This window comes from Halomonas urmiana (assembly GCF_005780185.1).
Lineage (GTDB): Bacteria > Pseudomonadota > Gammaproteobacteria > Pseudomonadales > Halomonadaceae > Halomonas > Halomonas urmiana.
Window position 1 is genome coordinate 106,375 of sequence record NZ_VBUI01000011.1, and the last position, 21,203, is coordinate 127,577.

18 protein-coding genes are annotated in these 21,203 nt (G+C 68.9%); 15 read left to right on the plus strand and 3 right to left on the minus strand.

Annotated elements, in window-relative coordinates; translation table 11 throughout:
* Positions 1-21: 21 nt before the first annotated feature.
* The 7 genes from FEI13_RS08780 (at position 22) to FEI13_RS08810 (ending at position 10,072) form a co-directional block, all read left to right on the plus strand.
* Positions 22-1,083, plus strand: a complete 1,062-nt coding sequence (locus FEI13_RS08780) for a metal ABC transporter solute-binding protein, Zn/Mn family (protein WP_138181163.1) — start codon at positions 22-24, stop codon at positions 1,081-1,083.
* Between the two features lie 105 nt (positions 1,084-1,188).
* Positions 1,189-1,875: an ABC transporter ATP-binding protein gene (locus FEI13_RS08785; protein ID WP_138181164.1), complete on the plus strand. Its 687-nt coding sequence runs from the start codon at positions 1,189-1,191 to the stop codon at positions 1,873-1,875.
* Positions 1,875-4,385 (plus strand): ABC transporter permease, encoded by a 2,511-nt coding sequence (locus tag FEI13_RS08790; RefSeq protein ID WP_138181185.1) that lies wholly within the window; start codon positions 1,875-1,877, stop codon positions 4,383-4,385. Before FEI13_RS08785 ends, FEI13_RS08790 begins: the two co-directional genes overlap by 1 nt.
* Positions 4,382-5,560 carry a lipocalin-like domain-containing protein gene (locus FEI13_RS08795; RefSeq protein WP_138181165.1) on the plus strand — a complete coding sequence of 393 codons (1,179 nt, stop codon included), beginning with the start codon at positions 4,382-4,384 and terminating at the stop codon, positions 5,558-5,560. The genes FEI13_RS08790 and FEI13_RS08795 overlap by 4 nt, the downstream gene beginning before the upstream one ends.
* A gap of 63 nt (positions 5,561-5,623) precedes the next feature.
* A complete protein-coding gene (locus tag FEI13_RS08800; RefSeq protein ID WP_138181166.1) occupies positions 5,624-5,857 on the plus strand; it encodes a hypothetical protein in 234 nt (77 codons plus the stop codon).
* Positions 5,858-5,866: 9 nt separating this feature from the next.
* Positions 5,867-7,138 (plus strand): MFS transporter, encoded by a 1,272-nt coding sequence (locus FEI13_RS08805; RefSeq protein ID WP_138181167.1) that lies wholly within the window; start codon positions 5,867-5,869, stop codon positions 7,136-7,138.
* Between the two features lie 12 nt (positions 7,139-7,150).
* Complete coding sequence (locus tag FEI13_RS08810; RefSeq protein ID WP_204758380.1) at positions 7,151-10,072, plus strand: AMP-binding protein; 2,922 nt, start codon at positions 7,151-7,153, stop codon at positions 10,070-10,072.
* 188 nt (positions 10,073-10,260) lie between these two features.
* Here FEI13_RS08810 and FEI13_RS08815 read toward each other — a convergent pair whose 3' ends face one another.
* Positions 10,261-11,229 (minus strand): ABC transporter substrate-binding protein, encoded by a 969-nt coding sequence (locus FEI13_RS08815; RefSeq protein WP_138181168.1) that lies wholly within the window; start codon positions 11,227-11,229, stop codon positions 10,261-10,263.
* A gap of 100 nt (positions 11,230-11,329) precedes the next feature.
* Entirely contained in the window at positions 11,330-11,863 is a 534-nt protein-coding gene (gene gloA, locus FEI13_RS08820) for a lactoylglutathione lyase (protein ID WP_138181169.1), read from the minus strand.
* A gap of 290 nt (positions 11,864-12,153) precedes the next feature.
* Here gloA and FEI13_RS08825 point away from each other — a divergent pair, with 290 nt between their 5' ends.
* The 7 genes from FEI13_RS08825 (at position 12,154) to FEI13_RS08855 (ending at position 18,904) form a co-directional block, all read left to right on the plus strand.
* Positions 12,154-12,498, plus strand: a complete 345-nt coding sequence (locus FEI13_RS08825; protein WP_138181170.1) for a hypothetical protein — start codon at positions 12,154-12,156, stop codon at positions 12,496-12,498.
* Entirely contained in the window at positions 12,498-12,992 is a 495-nt protein-coding gene (locus tag FEI13_RS08830; protein ID WP_138181171.1) for a C40 family peptidase, read from the plus strand. The genes FEI13_RS08825 and FEI13_RS08830 overlap by 1 nt, the downstream gene beginning before the upstream one ends.
* 97 nt (positions 12,993-13,089) lie before the next feature.
* Positions 13,090-13,779 carry a thermostable hemolysin gene (locus tag FEI13_RS08835; RefSeq protein WP_138181172.1) on the plus strand — a complete coding sequence of 230 codons (690 nt, stop codon included), beginning with the start codon at positions 13,090-13,092 and terminating at the stop codon, positions 13,777-13,779.
* Complete coding sequence (locus FEI13_RS08840) at positions 13,763-15,931, plus strand: AMP-binding protein (protein ID WP_138181173.1); 2,169 nt, start codon at positions 13,763-13,765, stop codon at positions 15,929-15,931. Before FEI13_RS08835 ends, FEI13_RS08840 begins: the two co-directional genes overlap by 17 nt.
* On the plus strand, positions 15,918-16,760 hold the full coding sequence (locus FEI13_RS08845; protein WP_138181174.1) for an SDR family oxidoreductase: 843 nt from the start codon (positions 15,918-15,920) through the stop codon (positions 16,758-16,760). Before FEI13_RS08840 ends, FEI13_RS08845 begins: the two co-directional genes overlap by 14 nt.
* 90 nt (positions 16,761-16,850) lie before the next feature.
* On the plus strand, positions 16,851-17,519 hold the full coding sequence (locus FEI13_RS08850) for a response regulator (RefSeq protein WP_138181175.1): 669 nt from the start codon (positions 16,851-16,853) through the stop codon (positions 17,517-17,519).
* Positions 17,516-18,904: an ATP-binding protein gene (locus tag FEI13_RS08855; protein WP_138181176.1), complete on the plus strand. Its 1,389-nt coding sequence runs from the start codon at positions 17,516-17,518 to the stop codon at positions 18,902-18,904. The genes FEI13_RS08850 and FEI13_RS08855 overlap by 4 nt, the downstream gene beginning before the upstream one ends.
* Before the next feature lie 30 nt (positions 18,905-18,934).
* On the opposite strand, the gene FEI13_RS08860 is transcribed toward FEI13_RS08855, so the two are convergent.
* The gene (locus FEI13_RS08860) at positions 18,935-19,129 is read right to left on the minus strand and encodes a CopG family transcriptional regulator (protein ID WP_138181177.1); all 195 of its coding nucleotides are present in this window, start codon (positions 19,127-19,129) and stop codon (positions 18,935-18,937) included.
* Positions 19,130-19,274: 145 nt separating this feature from the next.
* Between FEI13_RS08860 and dauA the strand changes: the two genes are divergently transcribed.
* Positions 19,275-21,017 carry a C4-dicarboxylic acid transporter DauA gene (dauA, locus tag FEI13_RS08865; RefSeq protein WP_138181178.1) on the plus strand — a complete coding sequence of 581 codons (1,743 nt, stop codon included), beginning with the start codon at positions 19,275-19,277 and terminating at the stop codon, positions 21,015-21,017.
* The last annotated feature ends 186 nt before the right edge of the window (positions 21,018-21,203 follow it).

Sequence of the window (21,203 nt, forward strand, 5' to 3'; positions counted from 1 at the left end):
CCCCAACGAAGGAAGCCCGCCATGCGCCTCTCCCGCCCTCTCGCCCTGCTCGCCGGGGCCACGACCCTGCTGGCCCTCCCCGCCCTGGCCACCGAGCGCGTCCAGGTCGTCACCAGCTTCAGCATCCTCGCCGACATGATCGACAACGTCGGCGGCGAGCACGTCGAGGTGGCGGCGCTGGTCGGGCCGGACAGTGATGCCCACGTCTACTCGCCGCGCCCCAACGATGCCCGCCGGCTCGCCGAGGCGGACCTGGTGGTCTTCAACGGCCTGCAGTTCGAGGGCTGGATGGAGCGGCTGATCGATGCCAGCGACTTCGAGGGCCCGCTGGTGGTGGCCACCGACGGCCTCATGTCGCACCTTGCCGAGGGCGACGACCACGGCGCCCATGATGACGAGCCCCACGTCGAGGCGCAGGGCCACGACGATCACGCCGCCCATGCAGACGACCCAGCCCACCAGGACGACGATAGTGGCCACGACCATGGCGGGGCGGATCCCCACGCCTGGCAGGACCTGGGCCTGGGCGAGGTCTACGTGAGCAACATCCGCGACGGCCTGATCGCCGCCGACCCGGCCCACGCCGACGCCTACCGGGCCAACGCCGAGCGCTACCTGGCGGCCATCGACGCCGCCGACGATGAGCTCCGCGCACTGCTCGACGAGATTCCCGCCGACACCAGCGTGATCACCGGCCACGCCTCCTTCGGCCACTTCGCGCGCGCCTACGGCCTGCGCTTCCTCTCACCCCAGGGGCTCTCCACCGCGGGCGAGCCGAGCGCCGCCAACATGGCCCGGCTGATCGACGTGATTCGCGAGCAAAACGTCCGGGCGCTGTTCCACGAGAACATGACCAGCCCGGCGATGATCGACCAGCTGGCCGAGGAGACCGACCTGCCGGTGGCCGGCACCCTCTACGCCGACGCCCTGGCGACCGACGGCGAGGCCAGCAACTGGCTCGGCATGCTGCATCACAACGCCCGGGTGCTCCACGACGCCCTGGCCGAGCCGGGCCATGAAGAGGATGGCGACGCTCACGACCATACCGAAGAGGACGAGGCGTCTCACGACCACACGCACTGAGGCCCCGGTGACTGAGGTCACGCCCAGAGCATCGACACGGCCGCCATCTTCGGATGGCGGCCGTTTTGTGTAACATCGAGCCAAGCCCTTCGCCAGGACATCGCCATGCTCGAGTTCCGCCAGGTCGCCAAGGCCTATGCCACGCCCCAGGGGCCCCTCGAGGTGCTCGCCGGGGTGGACCTCGAGCTGGCGCCCGGCGAGAGCCTGGCGCTGATGGGCGAGTCGGGCAGTGGCAAGTCGACCCTGCTGCACCTGGCCGCGGGGCTCGACCTGCCCGACCGCGGCGAGGTGCGCCTCGCCGGATGCGCGATCTCGTCGCTCGCCGAGCCGGCCCGGGCACGGCTGCGCCGCGAGACCCTGGGCCTGGTGTTCCAGCAGTTCCACCTGGTGGCGAGCCTCAGCGTGCGCGATAACCTGCGCCTGCAGGCGCGCCTCGCCGGCCGCGAGCGGCCCGACTGGACGGCCGAGCTGATCGCGCGACTGGGCCTGGGCGGGCTGGAACGACGCTACCCCGAGCAACTCTCCGGCGGCCAGCAGCAGCGCCTGGCCATCGGCCGCGCGCTGGCGCCGCGCCCCGCCCTGCTGCTGGCCGACGAGCCCACCGGCAACCTCGACGAGACGAGCGCTGGCGAGGTCCTCGAGCTGATGCTGGCGCTGGTGCGCGAGGCCGGCTGCAGCCTGCTGATGGTCACCCACAGCCCGCGGGTCGCCGCGCCACTGTCGCGCTGCCTGCGCCTCTCCCGCGGCCAGCTCGCGCCACACCGCCCGGCGGAGCGCCAACCGTGCGCCTGATGCTCGTCGCCCTGGCCACCCTGCTCGGCCACTATCGCCGCCACCCCGGCCAGCTGGCCATGCTGCTGTTGGGGCTCTGGGTGGCCGGGGCCCTGTGGAGCGGCGTGCAGGCGATCAACGCCTCGGCCAAGGAGAGCTACGCCCGGGCCGAGGCGCTCTTCACCAGCGGCCTGGATCGCCTCGAGCGACGCGACGGCGAGGCGCTTTCGCGCGGAGACTTCGTCGCGCTGCGCCGGGCCGGGGTCGACGTCTCGCCGCTGCTCGAGGGCGAGGCGGTCAGCGTCACGGACGAGCGGCTGACGGTGATCGGCATCGACCCGCTGACCCTGCCCGGCGACAGCGCCTTCGCCACCGCCGGCAGTGGCGGCGAACTCACCGCCTTCTTCACGCCGCCCTGGCAGACCCGCCTGGCGCCGGCCACCACTGAGCGCCTAGGGCTCGAGGCATCAACGGCCTCCGGTGCCACCCCGACACTTGGCGACGGCCAGACGCTGCCGCCGCTGGTCCTCGCCCCGAGCCTGCCGCCGGGCACCCTGGTCATGGATATCGCCGCCGCGGCGCGGCTGCTCGGCAGCGGCGAGATCCTCAGCCGGCTGATGGCCGAGGCGGGAGCGCTGGACGCGGCGCCCGCGGGCTATCGGCTGGTCCGCGCCGAGACCCTGGCGAACCCCGGCGAGCTCACCGCGAGCTTTCACCTCAACCTCACCGCCATGGCGCTGCTGGCGCTGATCGTCGGGCTCTTCATCGTCCAAGCGGCGCTGGGCCTGGCGCTGGAGCAGCGCCTGGGGCTGCTGCGCACCCTGCGCGCCCTGGGGGTGCCGGGGCGCACCCTGGTCGGTGTGCTGGCCCTCGAGCTCGTGCTGCTCGGCCTCATCGGCGCCCTGGCCGGCATCGCCAGCGGCGTCTGGCTGGCCCATGCGCTGCTGCCGGACGTGGCCGCCACCCTGCAGGGCCTCTATGGGGCCGCGGTGGGCACTCGGCTACAGCTGCCCTGGCACTACTGGCTCGGCGGACTCGGCGTGACCCTGGGCGGGCTAGCAGTCGCCGGCAGCGCCACCCTGTGGCGGGCCGCCCGGCTCGGCGTGCTGGAGCTCGGCCAGGCCCAGGCCTGGCGCGCGGGCTTCCAGCGCCAGCTGAGACGCGAGGCCGTCGCCGGCGGCCTCGCCGCCCTGCTGGCGCTGGCCACGGGGGCCTGGCTCGCCACCCAGCCGCCCGGCGAGGGGCTGGTCGCCGGCTTCGTGATGATCGCGGCACTGATGCTCGCCTGCGCGCTGTGGCTGTCGCCGCTGCTGGCCGCCGGGCTCGCGGGGCTGGGCCGCCTCGCCCGCCACCGCCCCCTGACCCAGTGGGCCCTGGCCGACCTGCAGCTGCAGCTGCCGCGGCTGTCGCTCGCGATGATGGCACTCGTGATCGCGCTCTCCGCCAACCTCGGCGTCGGCAGCATGGTCGGCGGCTTTCGCCTGACCTTCCTCGACTGGCTGGACCAGCGGCTGGCCGCCGATCTCTACCTGCGCCCGCCGGCCGAGCGCTTCGACGAGGTGCAGGCCTGGCTCGAGCGCCGCGACGCGGTGGCCGAGCTGCTGCCCACCGCCGAGGCCGACGCGACCCTGCTGCAGATCACGGCCGACAGCGATCCCCCCCGGCCCCTGCGCCTGCCGGTGACGCTCTTCGGCATCACCCCGGGCGAACGCCTCACCCCGAGCTGGCCGCTGCTGGAGACGCTGGCCGGTCGCGACGCGGCCTGGGCCGCCCTCGCGAAAGGCGAGGCCTTCATCAACGAGCAGCTGGCCCTGGGCCAGGGCCTTGCCCCCGGCGACCGGCTCGTCCTGCAGGCCCCGGGGGGCCGAGGCCGCGAGGAGGTCATCGTGGCCGCGATCTATCCCGACTACGGCAATCCCCGCGGCGAGGTGCTGCTGACCGCGGCCCGGCTGCGCGAGCGCTTCGACGCCCCGCCGGGATCGATCGGCATCGTGCTCGCCGAGGGACACATCGCCGACCCGCTCGCCCGGGCGCTGACCGCGCGCTTCGATCTGGACGACCAGGCCGTGCTCGACCAGCGCCGGATCAAGGCGCTCTCCACCGAGATCTTCGAGCGCACCTTCGCCATCACCCGGGCCCTCAACGCGCTGACCCTGGCCGTGGCCGCCCTGGCGCTGCTCGCCAGCCTGCTCGCCCAGGCCCGGGAACGTCGCCGCCGGTTGGCGCCGCTGTGGGCGCTGGGCGTGCCGCGCCGCGAATTGGTAGGGCTGCAGCTCGCCCAGCTGGGCGGCGCGGCGCTGGTGACCGGACTTCTCTCCGTGCCGCTGGGCATCGCCATCACGGCCTGCCTGGTGGCGGTGATCAACGTCGCCGCCTTCGGCTGGCGCCTGCCCCTGCACGTCTTCCCCGGCGAGATCGCGCTGACCCTGGCCACCGCCCTGGTGGTGGCGCTGTTGGCGGCCGGCCTGCCGTCCCTGACGCTCTGGCGTACCCCGCCGCGGGCGCTGCTGGCCGAGGAGGAGACCACATGAGACGCCCCCCGATCGGAACATCGCGATGGCCGCTGATCGGCCTGCTGCTCGGCTCTCTCCTCACCCTGCTGACGGGCTGCGGGGAACCGGCGCCGCCGCCGGCCGAGGGTTTCGCCGGGCTGGGCAGCGAGGCCGAGGGCTTCGTTGCCGCCGCCCCGGGCACCCCGCTGCGCTTCCCCGAGGATCACGGCCCCCACCCCGACTACCGCCTGGAGTGGTGGTACCTCACCGCCAACCTGGAGGACGCGAACGGTGAAGCGCTGGGCGTGCAGTGGACGCTGTTCCGCCAGGCCCAGCAACCGCGCGGACAGCGTCAGGAGTCGCCCGGCCCCTGGGCCGCCGAGCAGCTGTGGATGGCGCACATGGCGGTCTCCCGGGGTGAGGTCCACCGGGTCGCCGAGCGCTTCGCCCGGGGCAACTCCCGTGAGGCGTCGCCCGAGCAGGACCAGGCCGGCGTCACCGCCCGGCCCTTTCGTGCCTGGCTCGACGACTGGACGATGGAGAGCCGCGTCGAGGATCCCCGGCAAGACGCCCTGGAGCGGCTGCGAGTGAGTGCCCACGCCGGGGCGGGGGATGACGCCTTCGGCTATCGGCTGCGTCTGGCGGCCCGCGGTCCGCTGGTGCGCCACGGCGAGGCCGGCTTCAGCCAGAAGTCCGCCGACGGCCAGGGCTCGATCTACTTAAGCCAGCCCTTCTTCGAGGTCGCCGGCGAGGTCACCCTGGCGGGCGAGACCCGCGCCGTCAGCGGCCGCGCCTGGCTCGACCGCGAATGGAGCAGCCAGCTGCTCGGCCCGGACCAGACCGGCTGGGACTGGTTCTCGCTGCACCTCGCCGACGGCCACAAGCTGATGGCCTTTCGCCTGCGCGGCGGCGGCGAGGCGGGCGGCGACTATCTCTCCGGCACCTGGATCACGCCCGCCGGGGAGGCCACGCCGCTCGAGGGTGACGCCCTGCGCCTGACCCCACTGGAACGACGCCCGGTGGCGGGCCGCGAGATGCCCATCCGCTGGCGGCTTGAGCTCCCGCGCCGCGGGCTCGACCTGATCGTCGCCGCACCCCACGCCGAGCGCTGGATGGCCACCGCGGTGAGCTACTGGGAGGGCGAAGTGCGGGTGACCGATCATGATGACGGCACCCCGCTGGGCGAGGGCTACCTCGAGATGACCGGCTACTGAGCCTTAAAGGACAGCGGCTCGCCGCCATGCGCAAGCCCTGACACGACGCTGATGGTGTCCCATGTGCGCGATGTCAGCGTTCAGGGCAGCCTGGTGGGCTTCTTCGACATGATCCAGGGGCTCGAGGGCACCCGCACGGCGATCGCCACCCTGCTTCAAGACACCCTACACATCACGTATTACCTTGACGGCAAGGCGTCACCCTTCTTTGCTCTCAGTGAAGGCGTGAGGGCGCATCCCGCTTTATCCCTTCGCTGTATTTCAACACCGGCCCCAACGTTTTCTCGTTTTCGCTAAACTAGCCACATGAATAGAACATCCATCTACTCGTGGGCCCTATACGACTGGGCCAACTCGGCTTACGCCACCACCGTAATGGCGGGCTTTTTCCCGATCTTTTTCAAGGAGTACTTCAGCGTCTCCGCCGAAGTGACCACCTCGACCGCGCAACTGGGGTTTGCTAACGCCCTCTCCAGTCTCATCATCGTAACCCTCGCCCCACTTTTAGGCGCGATCGCCGATGCCGGCGGGATGAAAAAACACTTCTTGTACCTATTTTCTTATCTGGGCGTTCTAATGACCGCCTGTCTGGCGCTGGTCAGCGAAGGCGCATGGGAGCTGGCCGCGCTGCTCTATGTCGGCAGCAATATCGGTTTTATGGGCGCCAATGTCTTTTACGATGCGCTGCTACCGTCGGTATCGGAGGAGAAGTCCTTCGACACGGTCTCCGGGCTCGGTTTTGCCTTGGGCTATCTGGGCGGCGGTGTCTTGTTCGCCATCAATGTCTGGATGGTGCAGTCGCCGCAGAGCTTCGGCCTAGCCGATACCACCCAGGCGGTTCAGGCCTCGTTCATTTCCGTGGCCGTCTGGTGGGCGCTGTTTTCGCTGCCGTTGCTCTTCTTCGTCAAGGAGGAGCGCCGCCACATGATCTCAAAAAATGCGCTGACCGTAGTGAAAGATGGTTACCGACGCTTGGCGAGGACCTTCCGCAACATCGCCGGCTTCAAGGGACTCGTGCTCTTTCTAATCGCCTACTGGCTCTATATCGACGGAGTGGGTACGGTGATTCGCATGGCGGTCGATTACGGCATGTCGATCGGTTTCGAATCCAACGACCTGATTCTGGCGTTGCTGATTGTCCAGTTCGTCGGCTTCCCGGCCACGCTCGCCTTTTCCAAACTGGCCGACTTCTGGGGCACCAAAAACGCCCTGCTCTTCGCCATCGGCTTCTATCTGGTCATTCTTGTGCTTGCGGTCATGATGACCGAGGTACACGAATTCTATATGCTGGCGGTGATGATTGCGCTGGTGCAGGGCGGAATTCAGGCACTGAGTCGCTCCTACTATGCGAGCATGATCCCCAAAGGCTATGCAGCGGAGTTCTTTGGCTTCTACAACTTCCTGGGAAAGTTCGCCGCTATTTTCGGCCCGCTGCTGCTAGCAGTGGTTGCGTTGGTGACCGAAGACTCACGCGCTGCGATCGCTTCCATCGCCGTCTTTTTCATTCTCGGCGCACTGCTGCTAATGAAAGTGGACGCCGGCCAGACTGCCAGGGAGGTGCGCGAGACACTGCGCTAAAACGCTTCTTGGTTGTCCGAATATTCGGCCACCCTCCCGCCGGTCAATATCTGCTATGATGAATTTATTATGGCGCCATCCTTGAAGGAAAAAAATCTCGGGGAGCATAAGCACCCCGGGATCAGTGAAAAAAGACTGCTGAACCTGATCACCGAGCTGATGATACAGGTCCATCCACATCATCGTGCCCCGGAACATCTGACCCTGGACAGTCAATTCGAAACCGATCTGGGGCTCGATAGCCTCTCTCGGGTTGAGCTGATCTCGCGGGTGGAATCGAATTACAACCTGAACCTACCCGAACGCACCCTTGCGGAAGTCCAGACTCCCAGAGACCTTTTACGGGTACTCCAAAACTTCCAGCCTTCAAAACCCGTTCACGCCCCCCAAGCGCCCCCTCCTGAGCCCCACTCAACATTGAAAGAAACGATCCATCCGGAAGAGGTGGAAACCCTGGTCGAACTGCTGGAATGGCATACCCGACGACATGGCGAACGCCTTCACATCCAGCTCTATCAGGATGATGGCAACGGCGAGCAGATCACCTATGGCCAGCTCTACCGGGGCGCCTTGAAAGTGGCTGGAGCCTTGCAGGAACGGGGCCTGGAAAAAGCCGAACCGGTGGCGATCATGCTGCCAACGGGAGCGGACTATTTTTACAGCTTTTTCGGCATCCTGCTGGCCGGCGGCATTCCCGTGCCCATCTATCCTCCCGCTCGCCCGACGCAGATTGAGGAGCATATACGCCGTCACGTTCGCATTCTTGAGAATTGCGGTGCGCCTATTCTGATTACCCTCCCCGAAGGAGAAGAGGCCGCGCGGATGCTCAAGAGCCTGGCTCCGAGCCTCAGAGCAATCCTCACGGCAACGGAGCTTCGGAGCTTTGCTGGCGAAGGGATTCCCCCCGTGCTCAATGGACAGGACATCGCATTTCTGCAATACACCTCCGGCAGCACCGGCAACCCCAAAGGGGTCATTCTGACCCACGCCAACCTTCTGGCCAATATCCGCGCCATGGGCGATGCCCTCGACGCCTCCTCCGAAGACGTCTTTGTCAGCTGGCTTCCGCTCTATCATGACATGGGGCTGATCGGTGCCTGGCTGGGCACCCTCTACTTCGCGGCGCTGCTTGTCATTATGTCGCCGTTGAGCTTTCTGGGTAATCCCGAGCGCTGGTTACGCGCCATTGAACGCCATCACGGTACGCTGTCCGCCGCCCCCAACTTCGGCTATGAATATGCACTCCACCGGCTGCAGGACAGCGATCTCAATGACCTGAACCTGAGCTCTTGGCGCGCGGCCTTCAACGGCGCCGAAGCGATCAGCCCGACAACACTCGAAGCGTTTACGGAACACTTCAGCGCCTACGGCTTTGATACCAAGGCGATGACGCCGGTCTACGGCCTGGCTGAATCCTCGGTCGGCGTCACCATTCCGCCGATGCATCGCGGCGCCGTGATCGACCGGATTGAGCGCGAGCCCTTTATGCGCCGTAACAAAGCCGTGCCAGCCGCAGATGAGCAAACCCCGGCGCTACGCTTCGTCTCCTGCGGCCTCCCTCTCGAAGGGCATCAAATCCGGGTCGTCGACTCGGCTGGCAAAGAACTGCCCGAACGCGAAACGGGCCGCCTGGAGTTCCGCGGCCCTTCCTCCACCTCTGGCTACTACCGTGACGCGGAAAAAACCCGCAAGCTTTTCGACGGCGAGTGGCTTGATACCGGCGACCTGGCCTACATTGCCGAGGGCGAGCTCTACGTCACCGGCCGTATTAAAGACATCATCATCCGCGCCGGGCGCAATATCTATCCGGACGAACTCGAGAAAGCGATCGGCAACCTGGAAGGCATCCGCAAAGGCTGTGTCGCCATTTTCGGATCGACCGATCCCAAGAGTGGCACCGAACGGCTCATCATCCTAGCGGAGACGCCCATCACCGACGTCAAGGAACGCCACCGACTGCGCCAGCGGGTCAATGAAACCGCCTCCGACCTGATCGGCACCCCTTCCGACGAAGTGGTACTGGCCCCGCCGGGCAGCGTGTTAAAAACCTCCAGTGGCAAGATCCGCCGCAACGCCAGCCGACAGATGTATGAGAAGGGCGACATCGGCCAGAAACGCAAACCGCTTCTCCTCCAGATCGCACGCCTCGCGCTCAGTGCGCTGCTGCCTCAGTTAAGGATGGTCGCCAACCGCATCCAAACCTCCCTTTATGCGCTTTACGGCTGGACGGTCTTCATGACGCTATCGCCGTTCACCTGGCTGGGGATCGTCACGGCGCCCAATGAGCGGCTGCGCTGGAAGGTCGTACAGAAAAGTACCCGCCTGCTCGCGAAGTGGACGCGCACGCCGTTGACAATCCAACAGGCCGAAAACCTGGCCGCGATCCCCGAGCGTTGCGTACTGGTCGCCAACCACGCGAGTTACCTGGACGCCTTCGTCATGGGCGCGGCGATCGACAAGCCTTTCGGCTTTGTCGCCAAGGCCGAACTCGGAGAACAACGTCTGCTACGCCTGCCGCTTGAAAAGCTAGACACCGAACTGATCGAACGTTTCGACATCAGCCAGACCGTGGCGGATGCGCAACGCCTCAGCGAAAACCTCAAGACCGGCCAGCGCTTGCTGTTTTTCGCCGAAGGGACTTTCAGTCGCATACCCGGGCTTCAGCCATTTCACCTGGGAGCCTTTACCGCCGCGGCCGAGGCCGGGGTACCGGTGGTGCCGGTTGCGATACGTGGCACCCGCTCCATTTTACGCGCCGGCTCCTGGTTTCCGCACCACGGCGCCATCACCGTTACGGTCGGCGAGCCCATCGAGCCCGATGCCTCGCTTTCGACAGATGATCCGCAACGCCTCTGGGAAGAAGCTCTAGCGCTGCGCTCAAGGGCGCGCCAGTTTATTTTGGACCATTGCGGTGAGCCGGATCTCACCCACTGACCCCAACAGCCTGGGACTATTCAGGCCCCTTCCTGCTTCTTCAACGCCTCTTCCAGCAGCAAACGGCGCAGCCGCTTGCCCATCACCTTGTTAGGCAGGATTTCGACGGATTCGACGCTTGGCGGGCCCGAACGACAACGAGGCCGCCCCAAAGGGCGGCCTCGTTGTGTCACGCGTGCCGGCGGGGATCAGGCATCGGGAATCTCCAGCGCCTGCTGCACGACCGGCCAGGCCGGCTCACCGTCGCGAGTGGTCACGCCGTCGAGGAACGCCTTGACCTTGGCGGGATTGTCGCGCATCCAGTCGACCGCGACCTCCTCGGGCTCACGCTCCTCGTAGCTGAAGCCGCGGATCATCGCGCTCTGATCATCGGCGGTGAAGCTGAGCTGGTCGAACAGGCGAGTAGCGTTGGGGTTGGACTCGCTGAAGGCGGTGGACACCAGGGTACGCACGTCGCTGCGCCCGCCCTCCGGGCCCCACATGTCCTGGGTGTCGGTCAGGTACTTCACATCATATTCGATGTTCATCCAGTGCGGGGTCCAGCCGGCGAAGACGATCCACTCCTCGCGATTGAGGGCGTTGTCCACGGCGCTCAGCATGCCCGGCGTGGAGGTCTCGGAGATATCCCAGTCCCCCAGGCCGTAGGTGTCGTTGTCCACCGCCCCGTTGAGGGTGTCGCTCATGCCGGTCCCCACCTCGATGGAGTAGATGGTGCGGTCCAGCTTGTCGGCGAACTCGGGCTTGTCCAGGTCCTCGGCGGAGGTGAGGCCGGCCTCGTAGAGGTAGGTCGGCACGGCGAAACCGAGGCGCGCCCCCTCGACGTTGTTGCCCAGGTCGACCAGCGTGCCCTTTTCCATGGTGCTATCGAACATGGCCTGCTGGGCGGGCAGCCAGGCCGCGAGGAAGACGTCGACCTCTTCCTGGGTCAGGGCCTCGTAGGTGATGGTGGCACCCAGCTCCTCCTGGGCCACCTCGTAGCCCAGGGTCTCGAGCAGGGTGGCGGCCAGGGAGGTCTTGACCGTGACGCCCGGCCAGGACGGCACGGAGAAGCGCACCTGTTCGGGTTCGGCGGCCTGGGCCATGCCGGTCACGGCCAGCGGGGCCGCCAGCAGGGTGCCGGCGAGGGCCAGTGTCAGGGGACGAAGAGGCAGGTTCATCGGGACTCCTTGGCAGGTCATGCCGTTGGGAATGGTGTCATGACCCTATTCCCCCTGGCGCGACCTCGCAACGTTTCGCCGCCAACGAAGCGCCCCGTGCTCAGTCGCCCTTGCCGGCCATGCGGGCCGCTTCGACCACCTCGATCCAGTAGCCGTCGGCGTCCTTGACGAACACCACGTCCTTCATCTTGCCCTGATCGGCGCGCTTGACGAACTCGACCTCGTTGGCGTCGAACCATGCCTCGGCGGCGGCCAGGTCCGGCACGCTGAAGCAGATGTGACCGAAGCCCTGGGGGTCGGCGTTGCCGTCGTGGTAGGCGAAGTCGTCCTGGGTCTCGGTGCCCCAGTTGTGGGTCAGCTCCAGAACGCCGCGCTGATCGAAGGTCCAGGCGGTGCGCTCGTCACTGGCCTCGGGAATCTGCTCTCCGGCCTCCGGGCGCGCCAGGAAGTAGAGCGAGAACTGCATCTCCTCGAAGTCGAGGCGACGCAGCACCCGCATGCCGAAGACGCGGGTGTAGAAGGCCAGCGCGCGCTCGGGGTCCTTGATGCGCAGCATGGTGTGATTGAGGCGAAAGCCGTGGCTCTCGGCCGTGGGGGCCTGGACGCCCGGGTGCTGTTCTCCCTGGAAACTCATGCGGGACTCCTCATGTGCGATAACGAAGGTGCGAAGACGAAGGTGCACACCATCGTGTGAAAAAATGGCGGCACGATGCCGAGATGGTGACGAGAATACAGGAGGTGGGGACGACGGGCGGGCTTTTCCAGCCCCGGCAGGCGTGCGGTTCGCTTCGCATCGATCAACATGTACAGAAGTGACGCGCCGGTCTCGCCAGTCGGCATTTTGTCGCGAACGTCCCTTGAAGTGGCCCAACAACCTTCTACACTAGTTGTACAACGCCATGACAACGAAGGAGGCACCTCCCCATGACCATCGCGGCCTACCAGCTGGGTGATCACGTCACCCTCAAGGAAATCGCCAACGCCGTCGCCCACGGCCTGACGCCCATCGTCGAGGTCGAGTCGATGGATGGCATCTACACCGTGCGCTTCCACCACGCCAACGACGTCTCGGAGCTCTCCGATGCCGACGGCAAGACCCGCACCTTCCTGGGCACTGGCGAGATCCGCGACCTGCTCGGCGGCATCGGCCTGACCCACGGCGTGCTCACCTGGGGCGACCAGTGCGGCGACGAGATGATCGGTGTGCCGGGCCATGCCCTCTCGCCGGACGAGATGCTGGCCAGCGGCACGCGCATCGCCTTTCGCTGATGTCTGCCCGGCGATCGGCCACGGACGGCACGATCCGGCTGCTGACCGGCCTGCTGATCGCCTGGCTGCTGACGGGCTGCGCGGGTCGCGAACTCGCCACCCGTGACGAACCGGGCGCGCTCTCCATCGATCGCGCGGTGATCCTCGCCGAGGCCAAGCGCTCCCTCGGCATCCCTTACCGCGTTGGTGGCACCAGCGAGCGCGGCCTGGACTGCTCGGGCCTGGTGCAGCGGGCTTATGCCCGCGCCGGCATCCGGGTACCGCGCACCTCGCGGGCGCAGTTCGAGGCCCTGCCGCGCGTCGACGAGGCACGCCCCGGCGACCTGCTGTTCTTCGCCACCGGCGGAGGCCGCAAGGCGAGCCACGTCGGCATCTACCTGGGCGACGGCGAGATGATCCACGCGCCGGGGCGCGGCCGCCGGGTCACCCGGACCTCCCTCGCCCTGGACTACTGGCATGAGCGCTTCCTGGGGGCCGCGGCCCCCGCCCCCTGAGCGCCCTCCTGGCATCAGCCTCACTTTATCGCGCGCCTTAAGCCGTCGTTAAGTTGCCGGAACCACAGTATCGGGGAAACGTCATGGAGACGCCCCGATGCCATCCCCCGATCCCGTTCGCTCCCCCGCCCCCTGTCGCCCCTTCCCGGCAGCGCTGCCAGCCGTCATCGCCGGCGCCCCCCCGCTCGAGTGGCGGGAAGGCTGCCACTGGCAGGAACGCCGACGCCTGGAACGGTTGGTGCGCCGCTGTTTCGGCATCGAGCATGGCGCCCGCATCACCCACTTCCTACCGCGTCTCTTCGGGCTCTGGCAGGGCCAGGTCCCGCTGGCCGCCGTGGGGGCGGCTCTGGCCAGCACCGGCCCCCTCTTCCAGGAGCGCTACCTGGACGACCCCGCCGAAGTCTTCCTCTCCCGGCACCTCGGCAGGCCCGTGGCCCGCGAGGCGATCGCCGAGATCGGCAACCTGGCGAGCCTGCGCCGCGGCCTGCAGCGGCGCCTCTTCGTGCCCCTGATCGACCAGCTGGTCGCCGAGGGGCTCGCGTGGGTGATGTTCACCGCGACCCCGACGGTGGCCAACGGCATCCAGCGGCTGGGCATCGAGCTGCATCCCCTCCAACTCGCCGACCCGGCGCGGCTGGGCGAGGAACAGGCGGGCTGGGGCCGCTACTACGAGCACCATCCCCGGGTCATGGCCGGCGACCTGCGCCTGGCCCACACCGTGCTCACCGAGCGCGGCCTGCTGGGGTCGACGCGCCTGGTGGAGGCCGACCATGCAGCGCGACACTGAGACCCTGCTCGCGCGCCTGGCGCACCATGCCGAGGAGCGGCCCGACACCCCAGCCCTGGACGATGGCCATCGGCGCATTGCCTATGGCGAGCTGCCCGGCGAGATCGCGGCGCGTCGAGCCCGCATCAAAGCCCGGGACGTCCGTCGCGTGGCCCTGGCGCTGGACAACGGCCTCGACTGGGCCCTCTGGCACCTGGCCCTGCTAGCCGATGGCCGGGTCGACGTCCCGGTCCCCGGCTTCTTCAGCGAGGCCCAACGCCACCACCTGGTGACCGCGGCCGGCCTGGATGCCTGGATCGGCCCCGGCGCCGCGTCCCTCGGCTTCTCGGAAAGCCCCGACCCGGCCATCGCCTGCCGCGGGGTCGCGTCTCCCCCGGCGCTGCATGCCGGCACCGGCATGATCACATTCACCTCCGGCACCAGCGGCACCCCCAAGGGCGTGTGCCTCGACCGCGAGGCCCCGCTGCGGGTCGCCGAGAGCCTCGCCGAGGCGGTGGCGCCGCTTCGCCTCGGGCGCCACCTGGCCATGCTGCCCCTGGCCACCCTGCTGGAGAATATCGGTGGCCTCTACGTGCCCCTGATGCTGGGCGCCACCGCCGGCCTGCCCGGGGCCGCCGAACTGGGCTGGACCGGCGGCAGCGGCTTCGATCCCCGCCGGGCCCTCTCGGCCCTAGCAGCCTTTCGCCCGCACAGCCTGATCCTGCTCCCCCAGCTGCTGCAGGCGCTGGTCGAGCAGTCGCCCCAGGCCCCGGCCGGGCTGCGCGTGGTCGCCGTGGGCGGGGCCCCGGTCGCCGCGTCGCTGCTCGAGCGGGCGCGCGACGGCGGCTGGCCGGTCGTCGAGGGCTACGGCCTCTCGGAGGCCGCCTCGGTGGTCTGCCTCAACCGGCCCGGCGAGCCCGCCCGCGGCGTGGGCCGTCCCCTGCCCCATGCCCAGGTCCGCGTCGCCGCCGACGGCGAGATCTGGATCCGCGGCGCCACCATGCTGGGCTACCTGGGCGAGCGCCCCCTCGACGACTGGCACGCCAGCGGCGATCTCGGCCACTGGCAGGGCGAGCACCTGGTGCTCGACGGCCGCCGCCGGGACGTCTTCATCACCGCCTATGGCCGCAACGTCGATCCCCAGTGGGTGGAGGGCGAGCTCTGCGCCCGGCCGGCCATCGCCCAGGCGCTGGTCCACGGCGAGGCCCTGGCGCATAACCGGGCCCTGGTCGTGCCCGCCACCCCGGACCTCGACGACCGCACCCTGGCGGCGGCGATCGACGCCGCCAACGCCTGCCTTCCCGACTATGCCCGGGTGAGCGACTGGCGCCGCTGCCCGTCCTTCACCCCCGACAACCACCAGCTGACGGCCAACGGCCGCCTGCGCCGCGACACCCTCCACGCCGTCTATCGCGACTGGCTCCTACGCCCCCTCGAGGCGCCGTCACTTCCCACCCCGTTCGGTCCTTCCATGCCCACAAGGAGACACGCCATGCCCCCCTACCAGCACCTGCAGGCCGCCACTCAAGCCGAGCGCGACTGGCTGCTGGCCGCCCCGCTGCTGACTCGCGCCCTCGGCGGCGAGGTGAGCCGCCCGGAGTACCTGGCCTTCCTCGGCCAGGCCTACCACCACGTGCGCTTCACCGTGCCGCTGATGATGGCCTGCGGGGCGCGCCTGCCCGAGCGCCTCGGCTGGCTGCGCAGCGCCCTGGTGGAGTACATCGAGGAGGAGCACGGCCACGAGCAGTGGATCCTCGACGACATCCGCGCCGCCGGCGGCGACGCCGAGGCGGCGGCCGCCGCCCAGCCCGCCCCGGCCACGGCGCTGATGGTCTCCCACGTGCGCGACGTCATCGAGCACGGCAACCCGGTGGGCTTCTTCGGCATGGTGCAGGTGCTCGAGGGCACCAGCACGGCGATCGCCACCCGGGCCGCCGAGGGGCTCCAGGCGAGCCTCGGCCTGCCGGACGATGCGGTGCGCTACCTGACCTCCCACGGCAGCCTGGACATCGGTCACCTGGCCTTCTTCGAGGGCCTGGTGGACCGGCTCGAGGGCGAAGACCTGGCGGCGGTGATCGACACGGCGAAGATGGTCTATCGGCTCTATGGCGCCATGTTCCGTGGTATCACTGCCCACGACGCGACCCGGGAGCTCGCCGATGCGCTCGTATAGCAAGCTCTGGTCCAGACACCTTCCCGAGGGCGGCTGGGCCGCCCAGTCGGTGCTGCTTACCGGGGCGAGCGGCGGCATCGGCCAGGCCCTGGTCGACGAGCTGGCCGGCGCCGGCGCGCGGCTGCTGATCACCGGTCGCCGCCGGCCGGCCCTGGAGGCCCTGGCCGAGCGTCATCCCGACCAGGTGACGGTCATGGCCGCGGACCTGACCCGCGCCGAGGAGCGCCAGCGGCTGGTCGAGAGGGCCCGGGAGGCGGGCTGCACCATGCTGATCAACGCCGCCGGGATGAACCGGGTGGGGCTGTTCGAGGCCTCGAGCGACGCGGAGATCGAGGCCTTGATCACCCTCAACCTCACCAGCACCCTGCAGCTGACCCGCGCGCTGCTGCCGCAACTGCTCGCCGCCGAGCACGGCTGGGTGGTCAACCTAGGCTCGACCTTCGGCACCATCGGCTACCCCGGCCAGGCCGGCTACTGCGCCACCAAGTTCGCCCTGCGGGGCTTTACCCAGGCCCTGCGCCGGGAGCTAGCCGACACCCGGATCCACGTGCTGCACGTCGCCCCCAGGGCCACCCGCACCGCCATGAATGTCCCCGAGATCGAGGCGATGAACCAGGCGCTGGGCAACGCCATGGATACCCCACAGCGGGTCGCTCGCCTGGTCCGACGCGCCATCGAGACCGGGCGCGAAGAGACTCAGCTGGGCGGCCCCGAACGCTTCTTCGCGCGGCTCAACGCGATGCTGCCGAGCGTGGTCGACCGCGCCCTGCGCCGCCAGCTGCCCACCATTCGCCGCTTCATCGGCAAGCCCCGAGGCGAGGCGCCGTGACCCGCGAGCTCTCACGGGGCTCGACAGCCGCCCCGTGCGAGGCGACTATCCCGTAAGCGGCGCCGAACACGATCATCGCAAGGACAGGACATGCGCATACTGCTGGTGGAAGATGACCCCAGCCTGGCCGCGGGCATCCGCCTGGCGCTCAAGCCCGAACACTACGCCGTGGACCTGCTGGCCGATGGTCGGCAGGCGGTGGCGGCGCTGAAGGGCGACGAGCCCTTCGATGCCGTGATCCTCGACCTGGGCCTGCCCGGGCTCGACGGCATGCAGGTGCTCGAGGCGGTCCGCCGGCGAGGCAACCGCGTTCCGGTACTGGTGCTGACCGCGCGAGACGGCATCGATGACCGCATCGCCGGCCTGGATGCCGGCGCCGACGACTACCTGATCAAGCCCTTCCAGGTCGACGAGCTCAAGGCCCGCCTGCGGGCCCTGCTGCGCCGCAGCCAGGGGCAGGCCAGCCACGTGCTGGAGGCGCGCGGCATCCGCCTCGATCCCGCCACCCACAGCGTCTGCTGCCGGGAGGCGCCCGTGGCGCTGTCGCGGCGCGAGTTCGCCCTGCTGCAGGAGTTCCTCAGCCATCCGGGACGGGTCTTCACCCGGGATACCCTGACCCGGCTGGTCTACGGCTGGGACGAGGAGGTGGAGAGCAACGCCATCGAGGTGCACGTGCACCACCTGCGCCGCAAGCTCTTCCCCGAGCTGATCCGCACCGTGCGCGGCATCGGCTACGTCATGGACAAGCCCCCCTCGTGACCTCGATTCGCCGCCGCACCCTGAGCGTGGTGCTGCTGGTCTTCGGCCTGAGCATGCTGGTGATCGGGCTGACCAGCTATCGCGACGCCGCCCACGAGGTGGAGGAGCTCTTCGATGCCAGGCTGGCCCAGAATGCCCGGCTGCTGGAGGGGCTGGTGGGTGCCCCACTCCCCGAGGATCAGCGCCAGGCCCTGCTGGCCAGCATCGGCACGGCCCTGCAGCGTAGCGACGAGGCCCAGGGTCCGGTGGTGCGCCACCCCTACGAGAGCAAGCTGATCTTCCAGGCCTGGCGCGGCGAGACCCTGCTGCTGCGCTCCGCCGAGGCCCCCGAGGCCCCGCTCACGCCGCTGCGCAACGGCTTCGGCAGCGCTCGCCTCGATGACTACGAATGGCGGGTCTTCGCCCTGGACGCCCCGGGCAGCCCTCGGCGGGTACTGGTGGCGGAGCGCGAGGACGTACGCGGCGAGCTGGTCACCGCCATCTCTCTGCGCACCCTGATGCCGGACCTGCTGGGGCTGCCGGTGCTGGGCCTGCTGCTGTGGTGGGCCATCGGCTGGGGCCTGCGGCCGCTGTCGCAGCTGGCCGCGCAGATCCGCAGCCGCGACCCCCAGACCCTGCAGCCGCTGATCATGCACCGGCTGCCCCGGGAGCTGGAGACCATCGCCGGCGCCCTCAACCGGCTGCTCGAGCGGATCCGCGCCCTGCGCGCCCGGGAGCAGCGCTTCATCGCCGATGCCGCCCATGAGCTGCGCACGCCGCTGGCCGTGCTCGACCTGCACGCCCAGAACGCCCTGGCCGCCGACGATCCCGAGGATCGCCGCGAGGCGCTGGACAAGCTGCGCGGCGGCGTGGCCCGCGCCACGCGGATGGTCTCGCAGCTGCTCACCCTGGCCAGGCTCGAGCCCGAGCAGGAGGGCGACGGCCAGGGGCGCGTGATCGCGCTGCTGCCCGAGGTGCGCGAAGCGCTGGCCAAGCTGATGCCGCTCGCCGTGGACGGCCGCCAGGAGCTGCAGCTGGAGGCCGACGAGACGGCGGACTGGCGGCTAGAAGTGGAACCCGGCACGGTCGACACCTTGCTGCAGAACCTGGTCGGCAACGCCCTGCAGCACTCGCCGGCGGGCGCCCTGATCCGCATCGTGCTTACCGCCGAGCGCGACGCCGTGACGATTACCGTGGAGGATCAGGGACCGGGGATCCCGGCGGACCAGCGCCAGCAGGTGCTGGAACGCTTCCATCGCGGCGGCCCCGGCGCCGGGGCCGGCCTGGGGCTCTCCATCGTCGATCGCCTGCTGCAGCGCCATCGCGGCCAACTGCGGCTCGGCGAGGCCCCGGGCGGCGGCTTGAGCGTCACGGCCTCGCTGCCGCGAGCCCAGCGCGGGGCATGACGCGAGCCGCCCCGGGCCGGCCGATGAGCCTCACCGCCCTTCCGGCGCGTCCTCGGCCAGGTCGGGGCGCGTCTCGTACGCCACGTCATGATCGCGCAGGTAGTCGCGAATCAGCTGTCTCACCACCTGGGAAGGCGTCAGGTCCTGTGCCGCACACAGCTGCTCGAAGGCTCGCTTCTTGTGTGGGTCGATCAGCAGGGTCAGGCGTGCCGTTTTCTTTTCCATGACGATTCTCCGGAGCATTATCATCAAATGTTAATGCTCGTCGCCTCCCGGGGCAACGGCGGTAGCGCCTTTGTCGTTCATGCTAATGACATGTTAATGTCGTTAACATCGTTTACCGACTCGATCTCCAGGGAGGATCCCCCGCATGGCACGCCACCGACCGTCCCTTCCCGCCATCGCCACCGGCCTGCGCGCGGCCTGGCGCGACGGCTACGGCCTGGATGACCTGCGCCGCGACAGCCTGGCCGGGCTGACCGTCGGCACCGTGGCGGTGCCGCTCTCCATGGCCCTGGCGATCGCGACCGGCGTGCCTCCCCAGCACGGGCTCTACACGGCGATCGTCGCCGGCGTGCTCATCGCGCTGACCGGCGGCTCCCGCTTCAATGTCTCGGGCCCGACGGCGGCCTTCGTCGTCATCCTTTTCCCCATCGTCCAGCAGTACGGCCTCGGCGGCCTGCTGGTCGCCTCGATGATGGCCGGCATGATCCTCGTGGTGCTGGGCGTCACCGGCATGGGTCGCCTGATCCAGTACGTGCCCTATCCGGTGGTACTCGGCTTCACGGCGGGCATTGCGGTGGTGATCGCGGTGCTTCAGCTGCCCGACTTCCTGGGCCTTCAGGTCGACCAGCTGGGCGAGCATTTCGTCGAGAATCTCGCACGGATCGCCATGTCGCTGCCGACCGTGGACCCCATCGAGCTGGGGATCGGCGTCTTCACGCTAGGGGTCATGCTGCTCTGGCCGCGCCTGGCGCTGCCGCTGCCCGCGCCGCTGGTCGGCCTGGTGGCCGGGGCCTTGGCTGCCTATGGAGCCAACCTCTGGCTGGCCGGTTCTGGTGCGGAGGTGGAGACCATCGCCTCGCGTTTCACCTGGGAGTCTCAGGGCGAGATGGGCAGCGGCATCCCTCCCATCGCGCCGAGCTTCATCGCTCCCTGGCAGCTGCCCGGCGCGGATGGCGAGCCCCTGGTGCTGGATTTCGCCCTGATTCGCGACCTGCTGGGGCCCGCCTTCGCCATCGCCCTGCTGGGGGCGATCGAGTCACTGCTGTGTGCGGTGGTGTCCGACGGGCTGACCCGGACCCGGCATGATCCCAACGCCGAGCTGATCGGCCAGGGGCTGGGCAACATCGTGGCGCCGCTGTTCGGCGGCATCACCGCCACGGCGGCCATCGCCCGCACCGCCACCAACATCAGAAGCGGTGCCCGCTCGCCGATCTCGGCCGTGGTGCACGCGCTGGTGGTGCTGCTGGCGGTGGTGGCGCTGGCGGACCTGCTGGGGCGGGTGCCGATGGCCGCGCTGGCGGCGCTGCTGTTCATCGTCGCCTGGAACATGAGCGAGGCCCGTCACGTCCTGCACACCCTGCGCTCGGCCCCACCGGGAGACGTGGCCATCCTCGCGACCTGCTTCACCCTGACCGTGCTCTTCGACATGGTGCTGGCGGTGGGCGTGGGCATGGGCCTGGCCGCCGCCCTGTTCATCCGGCGCATGTCGCTGCTGACCGAGACCCGTCGCGTCGACAGTGAGCCCCATGCCAGCATCGAGGAACTGCCTGGCGAGATTGCCCTCTACGACATCAACGGCCCGCTGTTCTTCGGCGCCGCCGAGAAGGCGCTCACCTCCTTGCATCGGGTGGACCCGCAGGTGCGGGTCGTCATCCTCGACATGCACGACGTGCCGAGCATGGACGGCACCGCCATCGTGGCCCTCAAGGCGCTGATCGATGAGATGCACCGTGAAGGCGTCTCGCTGGCGCTGGTCGGCCTGCCGACACGGATCCTCGTCAAGCTGCGCCGTGCCGGCATCCGCCGGACGGCCGGCCGACTGACCTGGTGCAAGGACCTGGCCCATGCCCGAAGAGTGGCGCTGCGCTGGCTCGACAGGGCGGCCTGAGCATCGCAGGAGCCACTGACACGCAACGTTGACATCCTCCTCTCCCTCAACGTCTCAGGACGTTGCCGCCTGCGGCGGGAAGGAAGAGGATTCCTACGGCGCTCAGCGTCAGCCATCGGCTGCCGCTGAGTCGCTTCGGTGGGTTCCTGCTGCTGGCGGCCTTGCTGCACCGCTCACTTCACAGGC

Excerpts from the sequence above, each read along its gene's own strand:
- FEI13_RS08780 (WP_138181163.1), top strand. The coding sequence starts at position 22 with ATGCGCCTCTCCCGCCCTCTCGCCCTGCTCGCCGGGGCCACGACCCTG.
- FEI13_RS08840 (WP_138181173.1), top strand. The coding sequence starts at position 13,763 with ATGCAGCGCGACACTGAGACCCTGCTCGCGCGCCTGGCGCACCATGCC.
- FEI13_RS08860 (WP_138181177.1), bottom strand. The coding sequence starts at position 19,129 with ATGGAAAAGAAAACGGCACGCCTGACCCTGCTGATCGACCCACACAAG.
- FEI13_RS08785 (WP_138181164.1), top strand. The coding sequence starts at position 1,189 with ATGCTCGAGTTCCGCCAGGTCGCCAAGGCCTATGCCACGCCCCAGGGG.
- FEI13_RS08795 (WP_138181165.1), top strand. The coding sequence starts at position 4,382 with ATGAGACGCCCCCCGATCGGAACATCGCGATGGCCGCTGATCGGCCTG.
- gloA (WP_138181169.1), bottom strand. The coding sequence starts at position 11,863 with ATGAGTTTCCAGGGAGAACAGCACCCGGGCGTCCAGGCCCCCACGGCC.
- FEI13_RS08850 (WP_138181175.1), top strand. The coding sequence starts at position 16,851 with ATGCGCATACTGCTGGTGGAAGATGACCCCAGCCTGGCCGCGGGCATC.
- dauA (WP_138181178.1), top strand. The coding sequence starts at position 19,275 with ATGGCACGCCACCGACCGTCCCTTCCCGCCATCGCCACCGGCCTGCGC.
- FEI13_RS08790 (WP_138181185.1), top strand. The coding sequence starts at position 1,875 with ATGCTCGTCGCCCTGGCCACCCTGCTCGGCCACTATCGCCGCCACCCC.
- FEI13_RS08830 (WP_138181171.1), top strand. The coding sequence starts at position 12,498 with ATGTCTGCCCGGCGATCGGCCACGGACGGCACGATCCGGCTGCTGACC.
- FEI13_RS08845 (WP_138181174.1), top strand. The coding sequence starts at position 15,918 with ATGCGCTCGTATAGCAAGCTCTGGTCCAGACACCTTCCCGAGGGCGGC.
- FEI13_RS08805 (WP_138181167.1), top strand. The coding sequence starts at position 5,867 with ATGAATAGAACATCCATCTACTCGTGGGCCCTATACGACTGGGCCAAC.
- FEI13_RS08825 (WP_138181170.1), top strand. The coding sequence starts at position 12,154 with ATGACCATCGCGGCCTACCAGCTGGGTGATCACGTCACCCTCAAGGAA.
- FEI13_RS08815 (WP_138181168.1), bottom strand. The coding sequence starts at position 11,229 with ATGAACCTGCCTCTTCGTCCCCTGACACTGGCCCTCGCCGGCACCCTG.
- FEI13_RS08835 (WP_138181172.1), top strand. The coding sequence starts at position 13,090 with ATGCCATCCCCCGATCCCGTTCGCTCCCCCGCCCCCTGTCGCCCCTTC.